This is a genomic window from Streptomyces sp. NPDC002138, assembly GCF_040296485.1.
Lineage (GTDB): Bacteria > Actinomycetota > Actinomycetes > Streptomycetales > Streptomycetaceae > Streptomyces.
The window spans coordinates 24350-38217 of the sequence record NZ_JBEOXE010000022.1 but is presented as its reverse complement, the minus strand read 5'-3'; the positions used below and the strand labels follow the sequence as shown (position 1 = coordinate 38217).

11 protein-coding genes are annotated in these 13868 nt (G+C 72.8%); 8 read left to right on the top strand and 3 right to left on the bottom strand.

Going from position 1 to position 13868, the window contains the following annotated elements:
- Nucleotides 1-100: 100 nt before the first annotated feature.
- Genes ABT084_RS16625 through ABT084_RS16615 form a run of 3 tightly spaced genes read left to right on the top strand, consistent with a single transcriptional unit; the run spans nucleotide 101 to nucleotide 2510 of the window.
- On the top strand, nucleotides 101-1204 hold the full coding sequence (locus ABT084_RS16625; protein ID WP_351043767.1) for a DUF3533 domain-containing protein: 1104 nt from the start codon (nucleotides 101-103) through the stop codon (nucleotides 1202-1204).
- Nucleotides 1201-1884, top strand: coding sequence for an acetate uptake transporter (locus ABT084_RS16620; protein WP_351043764.1), 684 nt, complete (start codon nucleotides 1201-1203; stop codon nucleotides 1882-1884). The genes ABT084_RS16625 and ABT084_RS16620 overlap by 4 nt, the downstream gene beginning before the upstream one ends.
- Nucleotides 1885-1931: 47 nt before the next feature.
- Nucleotides 1932-2510 carry a hypothetical protein gene (locus ABT084_RS16615; RefSeq protein WP_351043761.1) on the top strand — a complete coding sequence of 193 codons (579 nt, stop codon included), beginning with the start codon at nucleotides 1932-1934 and terminating at the stop codon, nucleotides 2508-2510.
- A 21-nt stretch (nucleotides 2511-2531) separates the two neighbouring features.
- Here the strand turns inward: ABT084_RS16615 and ABT084_RS16610 are convergent, their stop codons facing one another.
- Both ABT084_RS16610 and ABT084_RS16605 read right to left on the bottom strand, forming a co-directional pair.
- On the bottom strand, nucleotides 2532-4184 hold the full coding sequence (locus ABT084_RS16610; RefSeq protein WP_351043758.1) for an amidohydrolase: 1653 nt from the start codon (nucleotides 4182-4184) through the stop codon (nucleotides 2532-2534).
- Nucleotides 4185-4234: 50 nt separating this feature from the next.
- Nucleotides 4235-5650: a purine-cytosine permease family protein gene (locus ABT084_RS16605; protein WP_351043756.1), complete on the bottom strand. Its 1416-nt coding sequence runs from the start codon at nucleotides 5648-5650 to the stop codon at nucleotides 4235-4237.
- 158 nt (nucleotides 5651-5808) lie between these two features.
- On the opposite strand from ABT084_RS16605, the gene ABT084_RS16600 reads away from it, so the two are divergent.
- Nucleotides 5809-6414, top strand: coding sequence for a TetR/AcrR family transcriptional regulator (locus tag ABT084_RS16600; protein ID WP_351043754.1), 606 nt, complete (start codon nucleotides 5809-5811; stop codon nucleotides 6412-6414).
- Nucleotides 6415-6504: 90 nt separating this feature from the next.
- Here the strand turns inward: ABT084_RS16600 and adhE are convergent, their stop codons facing one another.
- Complete coding sequence (gene adhE, locus ABT084_RS16595; RefSeq protein WP_351043752.1) at nucleotides 6505-9132, bottom strand: bifunctional acetaldehyde-CoA/alcohol dehydrogenase; 2628 nt, start codon at nucleotides 9130-9132, stop codon at nucleotides 6505-6507.
- A 291-nt stretch (nucleotides 9133-9423) separates the two neighbouring features.
- Between adhE and ABT084_RS16590 the strand changes: the two genes are divergently transcribed.
- From ABT084_RS16590 to ABT084_RS16575, 4 genes are all read left to right on the top strand, one after another.
- Nucleotides 9424-10326, top strand: a complete 903-nt coding sequence (locus ABT084_RS16590; protein WP_351043749.1) for an alpha/beta fold hydrolase — start codon at nucleotides 9424-9426, stop codon at nucleotides 10324-10326.
- Nucleotides 10327-10514: 188 nt separating this feature from the next.
- Nucleotides 10515-10679: an FxSxx-COOH-like cyclophane-containing RiPP peptide gene (locus ABT084_RS16585; RefSeq protein WP_351043746.1), complete on the top strand. Its 165-nt coding sequence runs from the start codon at nucleotides 10515-10517 to the stop codon at nucleotides 10677-10679.
- A 29-nt stretch (nucleotides 10680-10708) separates the two neighbouring features.
- Nucleotides 10709-12982, top strand: a complete 2274-nt coding sequence (fxsBH, locus tag ABT084_RS16580; RefSeq protein ID WP_351043743.1) for a radical SAM/SPASM protein FxsBH, inactivated beta-hydroxylase extension form — start codon at nucleotides 10709-10711, stop codon at nucleotides 12980-12982.
- Nucleotides 12979-13794 (top strand): AAC(3) family N-acetyltransferase, encoded by an 816-nt coding sequence (locus ABT084_RS16575; RefSeq protein WP_351043740.1) that lies wholly within the window; start codon nucleotides 12979-12981, stop codon nucleotides 13792-13794. Before fxsBH ends, ABT084_RS16575 begins: the two co-directional genes overlap by 4 nt.
- Nucleotides 13795-13868: the final 74 nt, after the last annotated feature.

Genomic DNA, 13868 nt, shown 5'->3' with positions numbered 1-13868 from the left:
CCGGGTCCGGCTGGTGGGGCACCTGCCCGGCGCCCGTCCGGATCATCCGTTCGGCCCACCCCTGCTGCGCCCGGCCCCCACCCGGCCGAGCGTGAGAGGCATGAACCGGCCCACCGACACCGCAGCAGGTCCCCCGAACGGCGCCCCCGCCCCCACCGGCGGCTTCCTCGCCGAGGTCAAGGACGCCGTGACCACCCGGGCAGCCCTGCTGGTCCTGGGGGTGCTGGCGCTCCAGCTCGCCTTCATCACCTCGTACATCGGCGCTTTCCACCACCCCGAGCCGAGCGAGATCCCGCTGGCGGTGACCACCCCCGTCGACCGGCTCACCGAGCAGTCCGTACGGCAGCTCGGCACGCTGCCCGGCAAGCCGCTGGACCCCCGCGCGGTCAAGGACGAGGCCACGGCGCTGCGCCAGATCAAGAACCGGGACGTGGACGGCGCCCTGATCGTCGACCCCGCGGGCAAGACCGACCGGCTGCTCGTCGCGGGCGGCGCCGGGGCCTCGCTCTCCCAGGCCCTCGAAGAGGTCGTCGGCCTGGCCGAGAAGGCCCAGGGCCGCGCGGTCCAGGTCACCGACGTGGCCCCCGCCGCCGCGGGCGACGGGCGCGGCCTCAGCTCCTTCTACCTCGTCGTCGGCTGGTGCGTGGGCGGCTACCTGTGCGCCGCGATCCTCGCGATCAGCGCCGGGGCCCGGCCCGCCAACTCCGCCCGCGCCGTCATCCGGCTCGGCGCGCTCCTGCTGTACGCCGTCGCCGCCGGACTGCTCGGCGCGGTGATCGCGGGCCCGGTCCTGGACGCACTGCCCGGCAGCATCCCCGCCCTGTGGGGCCTGGGCACGCTGGTCGTCTTCGCCGTCGGCGCGATCACGCTGGCCTTCCAGGGGCTTGCGGGCGTCATCGGCATCGGCCTGGCGATCCTGCTGGTGGTCGTCTTCGGCAACCCGAGCGCGGGCGGCGCCTATCCGTACCCGCTGCTGCCGCCGTTCTGGAGGGCCATCGGGCCCGCCCTGCCACCGGGGGCGGGCACCTACGCCGCCCGCTCCATCGCGTACTTCAAGGGCAACGACACCGCCCCCTCGATGCTGATCCTGGCGGCCTGGGCCGTGCTCGGCTCCGCGGTGACCCTGGCCTGCGCGGTCTTCCACAAGGGGCGTCCGGGCCCGGCCGTGGGCAGCGGGCTGCCCGACGAGGAGGCCACCCGGTGAACCACCCGACGGACGATCCGGCCGGCCGCTCCGCATGGAACCGGCAGGGGCCGGTGGCCCAGTCCGCCTCCGTCAAGCGGATGGAACCCAGCGCGCAGGCGCAGCTGGGCGCGCTCGGCCTCACCGGCTTCATCGTGGTCACCACCATCGCCACCGGCATCGACGCGGGCGTCTTCCCCGAGAAGCTCGGCCATTCCGTGCTGCCGCTGGTCGGTTTCTTCATCGGCGGGCTCGCCCAGCTGCTGGCCGGGCTCTTCCAGGCGCAGCGCGGTGACACCTGGCACGCCACCGTCTTCGGCGGCTTCGGTCTCTTCTGGATGGCCAAGGCCTGCCTGCTCCAGTGGGTGCTGCCCGCCACCGATCCGGAGCTGCGCGGGGACGTCAGCGGGCTGTTCACCCTGCCCTGGGTGTTCGTGGTGTTCGTCCTGTGGCTGGGCAGCTGGCGGATCCACCTGGTGCTGCTGTCGACCTTCACCTGCGTGCTCGTGGTCTTCGTCGCGATGACGGTCAACGGGTTCACCGGCGAGGTGCTCTGGAACCGGATCACCGGCTGGGCGGGCCTGCTGGCCGCGCTGGGGGCCCTGTACCTGCTCGCCGGGCAGATCCTCGCGAGCACCTGGGGCCGCCCGGTGCTGCCGATGGGCCGCTTCCTGGCCCCCGAGGAGCATCCCGAGGCATGAGCCGGGGCCCGAAGCCCCGTGCGGACGGTGTCGTACTCTCCGCTGTCATGGACATGAATCAAGCCGCGCAGGCCGGAAGCGCCCCGCCGCGCACCGCCCGGTTCGAGTACACCCCGGCCGAGGCGGACTACGACAAGGCCCTGCGGCGGTACACCCTCGGCACCTGGCCGGGACGCACCCGCTTCATGCTGCTTCCCGTCCTGCTCGGAGCCGCGGCGGGGCTCGTGCGGGTCATGCTGTGGGACCTCGGGGAGGCCGGGCTCATCGCCGTCGGCGTGACCGCCGTCCTCGCCACGCTCGGCATTCGCCACTGGACCCGCCGGTCCCGGATGCGCGGCCTGTACGAGGCCGACGCGGCCCGCGGCGCCTGCCGCACCACCCTCACCGAGGACGGCCTGACCACCGTCGCGGTGACCGCCTCCGCCGACCCGGCCGGGGCGGACGACGAGGACGACGAGGACGGCTCCGGCTGGCGCGGCTATCCCTGGTGGTTCGAGACCCCCGAGCTGTTCGTCCTCACGGGAAGCCTCGAGCACTTCTTCGTGCTGCCCAAGCGCGGAGCGGCCTCCCCCGAGGACGTCGACCGGGCCCGCGCCCTGTTCACGGAGCACCTGCGGCGGATCTGAGGCCTCCCGGGCCCGCCGGGGCTAACCGTGGCGGTGGACGACCTCCCCCGCCACCACCACCGTCTCGGCGACCGTGCCCGGGATCAGCTCCGCCGGGACGGCCAGGATGTCCCGGGACAGGACCACGAAGTCCGCCGCCTTGCCCGCCGTCAGCGAACCCCGGTCCGCTTCGAGGAAGTTCGCGTACGCCGACCCCATCGTGTAGCCGTGCACCGCCGTCGCCACGTCCACCGTCTCCCCCGGCTGCCACGGCTCGCCCCCGCCCAGGGGGCGGCGGGTCACCGCCGTGTAGATGCCGATCATCGGGTCCATCTCCGCGACGTTCCAGTCGCTGGAGAAGGCCAGCACCGCGCCCGCCTCGTGCAGGCTCCGCATCGGCCATGCCTTGTGCCAGCGTTCCTCGCCCACGTTCTCCGCCCAGTCCTGCCCCGGCCCCGCGATCTCCGGCGCGCAGTGGCGCGGCTGCATGCACGCCACCACGCCCAGGGCGGCGAAGCGCGGTACGTCCGCCGGGTCCAGGCACTCCACGTGCACCACCTGGTGACGGGCGTCGCGCGGGCCGTTGACCTCCCGCGCGCGTGCGACCGCGTCCAGGACGGTGCGGATCCCCCGGTCGCCGGTGGCGTGCACGAAGCACTGGAAGCCGCGCGCGTCCAGCCCCGCGAGCAGCTCCGCGAACTCCTCGGCCGGGTAGAAGGTCTCGCCGCGGTGCGCGCCGCAGCCGGTGTACGGCTCCAGCAGTGCGGCGGTCCGCGGCTCCACCACGTCGTCGATGTACAGCTTCAGCGGACCCACCCGCAGCCTGTCCCCCGCGTACACGCGGGCCGTCGCCGCGAAGAGGTCGAGGTCCTCCTCCGTCGTGCCGCGCGGATGGAAGAGCGCGGCGACGATCCGGGAGCGCAACCGCCCCTCGGCGCGGGCGCGTTCGTACAGCTCCAGGTCGTCCAGGGAGTTCTGGGGTTCGACGACGGTGGTGATGCCGTACCCGATCGCGTCGTCCAGGCTCTTGGCGAGCCGCCCGTACTGCCGGTCCACCGAGGCCCACGGCACGCCCAGGTCGCGCAGCGCGCGGTGGCCGTCCCGGGACAGCCCCTTGACGGCGAAGTCCGTGACGAATCCGGTGGGTTCACCGGTCCCGGGGTCCACGGCGGCCGTGCCGAAGGGGAGGTCCGTACGCGTGCGCGTCACCCCGAGCCGGCGCAGCGCGGCGGTGTTCAGCCAGGCCGTGTGGACGTCGTAGGAGAGCACGATCGCCGGCAGGTCCCCGGTGGCCGGGTCCAGGTCGGCGGCGGTGGGCATCCGGCCGCCCGGGATCGCGGAGTAGTCGAAGGCCTCGGCCTCGATCCACGCGGCGTCGGGGTGGGCCTCCCGCCACTCCCCGATCCGGTCGAGGATGCCTTCCAGGGTGCGCACTCCGGCCAGCTGTACGCAGGCGTCGTCGGAGCCGAGGCGGACGTGGTTGTGCGCGTCGATGAAGCCGGGGAGCACCAGCTTGCCGCCCGCGTCGATCCGTTCGGTGCGGGGCCCGGCCCACTCCTCGGCGTCGGCGTCCGAGCCGACCCAGGCGATCCGGCCGTCGTACACGGCGAGGGCCTCGGCCTCGGGCAGGTCCGGGTCCACGGTGTGGATCCGGGCTCCGGTGAGCAGCAGGTCGGCGGGGACGGGACGGGACATGGCGCGGTGCTCCTGTGCGGAGGGGGCGGGGACGGGGAGGGGAGGACGGGTCAGGCGGCCGGGGCGTACGCGGGCACCCGGCGCACCAGCGCCCAGTAGGCGAGCCCGGAGACGACCGAGCCGAGCAGGGTGAGGTCGGCGCCGCCGAGCGGGGCGACCAGCGGGCCGGTCCACAGCTCCGAGTCGCAGGTCAGGGCGGCGAAGGCCATTCCGGTGAGCAGCGCGGCCAGGCCGGCCGGGTGGTAGCCGCGGCGGTACCAGTAGGCGCCCGCGCTCCCGGCGTGCAGGGCGTCGGCGTCGTAGTGGCAGCGGCGCATGAGCATGTCGGCGAGGAACACCCCGCCCCAGGGGGCGAACACGATGATCAGGAGGGAGAGGAAGGAGAGCAGCGAGGTGGTGAAGTCGGTGAGGAAGAGCGCGGCGAGCGATCCGGCGGCCGTGACGGCGGCGCTGATGACGATGGCCCGGGCGCGGCTCCACGGGATGCCGAGGACCTGGAGGTTGAGGCTCGACGAGTAGAGCGTGATGATCGAGTTGGTGACGGAGCCGCCGAGGACGAGGGCCAGGAACAGCGGCTTGAACCAGCCCGGCAGCAGGCCCTCGGTCCCCGCGACGGCGTCGGTCATGTCGGTCTGGGTGGCGGCGGCGACGCCCGCGACGCCGAGCGCGACGGAGGAGACGATCCCGCCGAGCGCGCCCGTCCAGGTGATCGACCTCAGCGAGGTGGTCCGGGGCAGGTAGCGGGTGTAGTCGGCGGGCATCGGCAGGTACGAGAAGGGGCCGGCCAGCATCACGACGAAGGCCAGGCTCCAGCCGGACAGGCCGGGGGCGGCGGCGGCCGGGGCCGTGGTCTCGGCGCCCGGCAGGACGAAGAGGAGCAGCGCGCCGAAACCGGCCGCGAGGACGTAGGCCATCCAGCGTTCGGCGAACTGCACGGTGGCGTGGCCCCACATCGCGACGGCGAAGGTGAGCGCGAGGGTGATGCCGAGCGCCAGGGCGCGGACCGCGGCGCCGCCGCCCAGGCCCACCTCGGCGAAGAAGACCTCCAGCGCCAGGGTGCCGACGACCGTGTTGACGATGGTGTAGCCGATGCTCACCACCCAGTTGAGGACGCCCGCCGGCCAGTTGCCGCGGTGGCCGAAGGCGGCCCGGGAGATGACGAGGGTGGCGGTGCCGGTGCGGATGCCGCTGAGGCCGGCGGCGCTGACCGCGAAGAAGGACAGGGCGCTCAGCACGACGACGGCGGTGGCCTGCCAGAAGGAGAGCCCGAAGGCGACGGCCAGCGCGCCGTTGATCACGTAGGTGAAGGTGAGGTTCGAGCCGAACCAGAGCCAGAAGAGGTCCTTGGCCCCGCCGTGGCGTTCGGCGTCCGGGATGGGGTCGATGCCGTGGGTCTCGACCCGGAAGACCTCGTCCACATCGTCCGCCGCCGCCCGGGGCCGTGTCGTCCGTTCCCGCTGTGCCATCCGCCGTACCCCTGACTTTCCGGCCGCCGAACCTTGAACGCCGTTCTAGGTTCTTGAATGGCATTCAAGATGCGTCGACGACCGCCACCGCGTCAAGACCCTGTCCACGGCGGCCGGGATAGGCTCGGGACCAGCGATGACCAGGAGGGCGGCACGGGGTGGCGGGAGCGACGCGGCGGCGTGACGGGCGGATCACCCAGGAGCGGATGCTGGAAGAGGCCATGGCGGCGATCGCCGAGGGCGGGCTGGCCACGCTGACGATGTCCGCGCTGGCCGAGCGCCTGGGCACCAGCGGCGGCCACATCCTGTACTACTTCGGCAGCAAGGACCGGCTGCTGCTCGAGGCGGTGCGCTGGAGCGAGGAGCGGCTGGCCGCCGAGCGCACCGGACTGCTGGGCCGCCGGGTGACCGCGCACCGCAAGCTCGCGCTGTTCGTGGAGCTGTACCTGCCGAGCGGTCCGCGCGACCCGCGCTGGACGCTGTGGATCGAGCTGTGGGCGCGTACGGCCGCCAGCGAGCCGCTGCGGGCGGCGCAGCAGGAGATCGACGACGGCTGGCAGCGCGACCTGGAGCGGCTGCTCGCCAAGGGCGTGGAGCAGGGCCGCTTCGCCGCCTCCCTGGACGTACCCGGGCGGGCCTCGGAGCTGCTGGCCCTGCTGGACGGGCTGAGCACCCGGGTGGTGCTGGGCCAGCGCGGCGCGGACCGGGCCGAGGCCCTGGAGCGGGCCCGCTCGGCCGCGGCCCTGCTGGTCCCGCCGGGCTGAGGACCGTACGCCCCGGGGTCCGCGGAAGGCCGTACGCGCGGAAGAGCCCGCCCGGGCCGTGGCGCCGGGCGGGCTCTTCCCGAGGCGGGACTACTCCCGCCCGGCCGGGGCCGGGGCGCGCTCGGGGGTGCCGTAGTACGCCTGGCGCATCAGCCGCTTCATGTCGTCGATCATCGGCATCCGCGGGTTGGCGGGGGCGCACTGGTCGGCGTAGGCGTTCATGGCCTGGGTCGGCAGGGCCGCCAGGAAGGCCTGCTCGTCGACGCCCTCCTCGGCGAAGGAGGCCGGGATGCCGCACTTGGCGCGCAGTTCCTCGACGGCCCGGGCGTAGGACTCGACGCCCTCGGCCGGGGTGGCGGCCGGCAGGCCCAGCATCCGCGCGATCTCCTGGAAGCGCTCCGGGGCGCGGTAGACCTCGGCCTTCGGCCACGGGGTGGCCTTGTGGGTGACCGTGCCGTTGTGCCGGATCACGTGCGGCAGGAGCAGGGCGTTGGTGCGGCCGTGGGCGACGTGGAAGGTGTTGCCCAGGGTGTGCGCCATGGCGTGGACCATGCCGAGGAAGGCGTTGGCGAAGGCCATGCCCGCCACCGTGGAGGCGTTGTGCATCTTCTCGCGGGCCTCGGGGTCGTGGGGACCGTCGGCCACGCAGCGTTCGAGGTTCTGGAAGATGAGCCGGATGGCCTGGAGGCACAGGCCGTCGGTGTAGTCGTTGGCGTAGGCGGAGACGTAGGCCTCGGTGGCGTGCGTCAGGGCGTCGAAGCCGGAGTCGGCGGTCACCGTGGGCGGCAGGCCCATCGACAGCACCGGGTCGACGATGGCGACGTCCGGGGTCAGCGCGTAGTCGGCGAGCGGGTACTTCTGGGCCGCGGCCGGGTCGGAGATGACGGCGAAGGGGGTGACCTCGGAGCCGGTGCCGGAGGTGGTCGGGATGGCGACCATCCTGGCCTTCTCGCCGAGCGGGGGGAACGTGTAGGCGCGCTTGCGGACGTCGAAGAACTTCTCCTTCGTGTCGGCGAATTCGACCTCGGGGTGCTCGTACATCAGCCACATGATCTTCGCGGCGTCCATCGGCGAACCGCCGCCGAGGCCGATGATCGTGTCGGGCCGGAAGTCGCGCATCAGCGCGGCGCCCGCCCGGACGGTCGACAGCTCCGGGTTGGGCTCGACGCTGTCGATGACCTGGATGGCGACGGACCTTTCGCGGGCCTGGAGGATGTCGGTGACCTTCTGCACGAAGCCCAGGGCGACCATCGTCTTGTCGGTGACGATCGAGACGCGGCCGATGCCGTCCATCTCACCCAGGTAGCGCAGGGAGTTGCGCTCGAAGTAGATCTTCGGCGGGACCTTGAACCACTGCATGTTGGTGTTGCGCCGTCCGATCCGCTTGACGTTGATCAGGTTGACCGCGGTGACGTTGTCCGACACCGAGTTGTGGCCGTAGGAGCCGCAGCCGAGGGTCAGGGAGGGCAGGAAGGCGTTGTAGACGTCACCTATCCCGCCGAAGGTCGAGGGGGAGTTGGCGATGACGCGGACCGCCTTGACCTTCCTGCCGAACTCCTCGACGAGGGCCTCGTCCTCGGCGTGGATGGCGGCGCTGTGGCCCAGCCCGTGGAACTCGACCATCGCGGCGGCGAGTTCGAGACCGTGCTCGGTGTCGCAGGCCTCCAGGGCGGCCAGCACCGGGGAGAGCTTCTCTCGGGTCAGCGGCTCGCCCTCGCCCACCTCGGCGCACTCGGCGAGCAGGAGGGAGGTCTCCTCGGGGACCTCGAACCCGGCCTGTTCGGCGATCCACCGGGGGGACTTGCCGACGACCGCGGGGTTCAGCCTGGCGCCGGAGACGTCGGCGGCGTAGGCGGTCGTACCGAAGACGAACTGCTCCAGCTTCGTCTTCTCGGCGGCCGTGACCACGTGGGCGCCGAGGCGCCGGAACTCGGCCAGTCCCTCCTCGTAGATCTCCCGGTCGAGGATCACGGCCTGCTCGGAGGCGCAGATCATGCCGTTGTCGAAGGCCTTGGAGAGCACGATGTCGTGGACCGCGCGGGCCAGTTCGGCGCTCTTGTGGACGTACGCCGGGACGTTGCCCGCGCCGACGCCCAGGGCGGGCTTGCCGCAGGAGTAGGCGGCCTTGACCATCGCGTTCCCGCCGGTGGCGAGGATGGTGGAGACGCCCGGGTGGTTCATGAGGGCGCCGGTGGCCTCCATGGAGGGTTCGGTGACCCACTGGACGCAGTCCTCCGGGGCGCCCGCCGCGACGGCGGCGTCCCGCACGATGCGGGCGGCCTCGGCGGAGCAGTGCTGCGCGGAGGGGTGGAAGGCGAAGATGATCGGGTTGCGGGTCTTGAGCGCGATCAGCGCCTTGAAGACCGTGGTCGAGGTCGGGTTGGTGACCGGGGTCATCGCGCAGACGACACCGACGGGTTCGGCGATCTCGGTGATGCCGTTCAGCTCGTCGCGGCGGATGACACCGGCGGTCTTCAGTCCGCGCATCGAGTGGACGACGTGCTCGCAGGCGAAGAGGTTCTTGACGGCCTTGTCCTCGAAGACACCGCGGCCGGTCTCCTCGACCGCCATCCGGGCCAGCTCTCCATGGCTGCCGAGGGCCGCCAGGGAGGCCCTCTTGACCACGTGGTCGACCTGTTCCTGATCGAAACCCTCGAACTGGTCGAGCGCCGTGAGCGCTCCCTGGACGAGCGCGTCCACCATCTCGTTGGCCTGCATGGCAGGAACTCCTTCATTGCGACCCGCTTTCCTGATGCCTCAATTCGACACCCAAAAGCGGAAGCCACCGCGCCGAAAAAGCCCTCTGGCGGGGGGCCGAAGGTCCGTTCACCTCCGTTCACGCCCCCTACGCCTGGCATCTGACCTGCGGATATGCCAGAGGACCAAAGACCCTCGCGCGCTTGTGAAAACTTTCACAAGAATTTCGGAGAGAGTGCGCCCTACCGCGCTCCTCCCCCAGCGAGCACAATCACCGGGACGGCTTCGCCGTCGACCGTGAAGGAGGGACGCGTGCACAATCGGGTGCGCACCGCGGACGGACGGCATCTGATGGTGGAGCGCTTCGGCGACCCCCGCGGCAGACCCGTCTTCCTGCTGCACGGAACCCCGGGCAGCAGACTGGGCCCGGCCCCCCGGGGCATGGTCCTCTACCAGCGCCGGATGCAGGTCATCGCCTACGACCGCCCCGGCTACGGGGACTCCGACCGGCTGCGCGGCCGCTCGGTCGCCGACGCCGTCCAGGACGTGGCCACCATCGCCGACGCCCTGGGCCTGGAGAAGTTCGCCGTCGCCGGCCGCTCCGGCGGCGCCCCGCACGCGCTGGCCTGCGCGGCGCTGCTGCCCGAGCGGGTCACCCGGACGGCCGCCCTGGTCGGCCTCGCCCCCTGGGACGCGGACGGCCTCGACTGGTTCGACGGCATGACCGCCTCGAACGTCCGCGAATACACCACCGCGTCGGTGGACCCCGAGGAGCTGGCCGCCCGGCTGACCCCGCGGGCCGCGGCCATCGGCAAGGACCCGGGGCGGCTGCTGGACGAGCTGCGCATCGAACTCACCGACAACGACCGGATGATCGTCGCGGACGCGGGGCTGCGCTCGATGCTGCTGCGCAACTTCCGCGAGGGGCTGCGCAATTCGGCCGACGGCTGGATCGACGACGCCCTCGCCCTGTGCAGTCCCTGGGGGTTCGAACCCGCCGACATCCGCTGCCCCGTGATGATCTGGCACGGGGAACAGGACGTCTTCTCCCCGGTCGGCCACTCGCGCTGGCTGGCCGAGCGGATCCCCGGCGCCACCGCGACCATCGACCCGGGGGCCGCCCACTTCGCGGCCCTGCGCGCCCTGCCGGAGATCCTCACCTGGCTGCTGCGCGATCTCCCCGGCCCGCCGGAGCAGCACCAGCGGCCGGCCTGACGGCGAACGGGAGGGGGCCTGCGCGGGGCGGGAAAAGGAATTGCGTCACTCTTTCTATAGAACGCTTGACCTGGCGTCATGTCTCGGTTGCCAATAGGACGTGGACGAGTAAAGTCCACGCATGACACGAGCGTGATGCTCTTGTCAATCCCCCGCCCATTTCACATGGCCCCCTCAAGGACGGTGTCGTGAACACTTCCGCAACCCCCCCGACCAGCCCGGTCAAGGCCCGCCGGGTCCCGCTCGCCCAGATCGACGCCCGCAGCGCGTCGTCCGCCGCCACGCTCGGACGAGTGCTGCGAGCGGAATCCGGTCGCACGGCTCAGGCACCGATCTTCAACTCTGCGCTCTGACCCGGAAGTAGGCGCTCTAGACTGGTGGAATGACCGGCCTGATCGCTTTTCGCGAGATCGTCCTCAAGGTTCACAGCAGATGCGATCTTGCTTGTGATCATTGCTATGTCTATGAACACGCAGATCAGAGCTGGCGAGCCCGGCCGAAAGTGATCTCCCCCGAGGTCATTTCGCATACCGCGTCGCGGCTCGCCGAACATGCCCGTGATCATGCACTCCCCTCCGTCACGGTGATTCTTCACGGAGGGGAACCCTTGCTGGCGGGGCCGGACCGCCTGCGGCTGGTGTGCGAGGAATTCACCCGGGCCCTCGCCGGAACCGCCGCGCTGGACCTGCGCATTCACACCAATGGCCTCCAGCTCGGCCGCCGCTACCTCGACCTCTTCGCCGAATTCGGCGTCCGGGTCGGCATCTCCCTCGACGGCGACCGCGTCGCCAACGACCGCCACCGCCGCTTCGCCGACGGCCGCTCCAGCCACCCGCTCGTCCTCGCCGCCGTGGCGCTGCTCCGCTCGGAGCCCTACCGCCATCTGTACCAGGGCCTGCTCTGCACGGTGGACGTGGCCAACGACCCGGTCTCCGTGGTCGACGCGCTGGTCGCCCTCGAACCCCCGCGCGTGGACTTCCTGCTCCCGCACGCCACCTGGGAGGCGCCCCCGCCGCGCCCCGACGGCGCGCCCGACGCCTACGCCCGCTGGCTGCTGCGCGTCTTCGACCACTGGGACCGGCTGGGCCGGCCCGTCCCCGTACGCATCTTCGAATCGCTGGCCAGCACCCAGCGCGGCGGCCCCAGTCTGACCGAGGCCCTGGGCCTGGCCCCGACCGATCTGGTGGTCGTGGAGACGGACGGGACGCTGGAGCAGGTCGACTCCCTCAAGAGCGCCTACGAGGGCGCCGCCGCCACCGGTTTCGACGTCTTCTCCCACACGCTCGACGAGGTCGCGGCCCATCCGGGGGTCCGCGCCCGGCAGCTCGGGCTGGCGGGTGTCAGCGAGGAATGCCGCCGCTGCCCCGTCGTACGTTCGTGCGGGGGCGGGCTCTACACCCACCGGTACCGCGCCGCGAACGGCTTCGCGAACCCCTCGGTCTACTGCGCCGACCTGCGGGAACTGGTCGACGGGGTCGAGGGCCGCACCGCCGCCGAGGCGACCGCCGCCGAGCTGGCCGACCCGGCCGAACTGGCGGCCTCCCAGCACCAGTTGACCCGGGTGCTGCTCGCCCGGCTGCACGCGGAGCTGACCGAGTTCGCCCCGCGCGCGGGCGGCGGGGCCGCCTGGGCGCGGGCCTGGGAGCTGCTGGGGGCGGTGGAGGGCGCGGGCGGGGCGGGCGCGGACGCGCTGGACGCCGTACTGGCGCACCCCTACACCCGGACCTGGGTGCTGGCGGCCCTGGACGCGGCCCAGGAGGGGCGTCCCGACGGGCCGGAGGCCGCGCTGCGGCTGGCCGCGCTGGGCGCCGCCGCCGTGCTGCGGGGCGGCCTGGAGCTGCCCGCCGAGGTGGCCTACCGGGACGGCGAGGTGTACCTGCCGACGCTGGGGCTGCTGCGGCTCGGGGAGCCGGGCACGGACGGCCGGGCCTCGCTGCGGGCGACGGAGGACGGCTACGCGGCCCACGACGGCCGCTCCGGGCACCGCTTCGGCCCGACCGCGGGGGACGCGCGCTGGCAGCCCGTACGGACCTGGTCCCCGGGGCCCGGGGACCCGACGGTGGCGCTGGACGACCTCGACCCGTACCGCACCTGCTTCGCCCGCCCGCCGCGGCTGCGGCTGGGCGCCGGGGAGACCGAGGAGTGGCGGGAGCGGCTCGGCGCGGCCTGGGCGCTGCTGCACCGGGCGGTGCCGGAGTTCGCGCGGGCGGCGGCCGCGGGGCTGACCACCCTGACCCCGCTGGCGGGCGGCCCGCGGGCGGTCGGCTGGGGCGAGGCGGGCCGCCACGGCCCCGGGGCGCTGGGCCTGCCGTACGCGGCCGGGGTCGGGGAGACCGCCCTGGCGCTGCTCACCGGGCGGCGCAGGGCCCGGCTGCGGGCGCTGACCGAGGTGGCCGACCTGTACGCGCTGGACGGGGCCTGGGAGCACCCCTCGCCCTGGCGGGAGCGGCCGGTCCCGGTGTCCCGGCTGCTGGCGGACGTCCACGAGCGGGTCGCGGTGGAGGCGTACCGGCGGGCCACGGAGCCGGGCCGTCCGGCGGGCACGGACCGGATCCACCGGGCCCTGGACCGGCTGGCCGGGGCGGCCGAGCTGACCAGCACCGGCAAGCGCCTGGTCGAGGAACTGCGCTGGGAAGTCAAGGCGGTCGACGCGTGAGCGGCCGCGCGACCGCGGCCCCGACCGACCCCTCGCGTACGTCCGCGCTCGCCGCCGGGCTGCGCCGGCTCGGGGTGCGCCCCGGGGCCCGGCTCCTGGTGCACGCCTCCCTGGCCGGCACCGGCCTGCGCGCCGAGCGGCTGCGGGACGCCCTGACGGAGGTGCTCGGCCCCCGGGGGACCCTGGTGGTGCCCGCCTTCACCCCCGCCAACTCCCGCACCTCCAGCGCGCACCTGACCCGGACGGCGGGCATGAGCGAGGCGCAGGTGACCGCCTTCCGGGAGCGGATGCCGGCCTTCGACGCGGCGAGCACCCCGAGCGAGGGCATGGGCGTCTTCGCGGAGACGGTGCGCACCGCGCCGGGGGCCCGGCGCAGCGGCCATCCGCAGACCTCTTTCGCGGCGCTGGGCGGGGACGCCGGGCGGCTGTCCGCCGGTCACCCCCTGACCTGCCATTTAGGGGAGGAGTCCCCGCTGGGAGCGCTGTGCCGGGAGAGGGGCCAGGTACTCATGATCAATGTGGGATTTTCCGTCTGTACCGCTTTCCATCTCGCGGAGTATCGAATTCCGAAGCCCCCCTTGCGCATGTACGCGTGTGTGGTGAAGGTGAACCTTCCGGGGCGACGGCAGGGGGAGGAGTGGACGGCATACGAGGACGTCGCGCTCGACGACAGTGATTTCCCGGAGATCGGCCGCGCTTTCCCCCCGTCCGAGCTGCGTGAAGGCCGGATCGGAGGAGCCGGGGCCATGCTCTTCGGGATTCCCGAGGCCGTCGGCCACGCCGTTCACTGGATGACCGAAAACAGACGCTGATTGACTGAACCATGAGGCGATGTGGCGAAGCAGCTCCGGAATGATGTTTCTTCGCTTCACATCTTCGGGACGGG

What these genes read in the sequence shown, in the direction of transcription:
- ABT084_RS16625 (WP_351043767.1), top strand. Translation starts at nt 101, where the DNA reads ATGAACCGGCCCACCGACACCGCAGCAGGTCCCCCGAACGGCGCCCCC.
- ABT084_RS16615 (WP_351043761.1), top strand. Translation starts at nt 1,932, where the DNA reads ATGGACATGAATCAAGCCGCGCAGGCCGGAAGCGCCCCGCCGCGCACC.
- ABT084_RS16610 (WP_351043758.1), bottom strand. Translation starts at nt 4,184, where the DNA reads ATGTCCCGTCCCGTCCCCGCCGACCTGCTGCTCACCGGAGCCCGGATC.
- ABT084_RS16605 (WP_351043756.1), bottom strand. Translation starts at nt 5,650, where the DNA reads ATGGCACAGCGGGAACGGACGACACGGCCCCGGGCGGCGGCGGACGAT.
- adhE (WP_351043752.1), bottom strand. Translation starts at nt 9,132, where the DNA reads ATGCAGGCCAACGAGATGGTGGACGCGCTCGTCCAGGGAGCGCTCACG.
- fxsBH (WP_351043743.1), top strand. Translation starts at nt 10,709, where the DNA reads ATGACCGGCCTGATCGCTTTTCGCGAGATCGTCCTCAAGGTTCACAGC.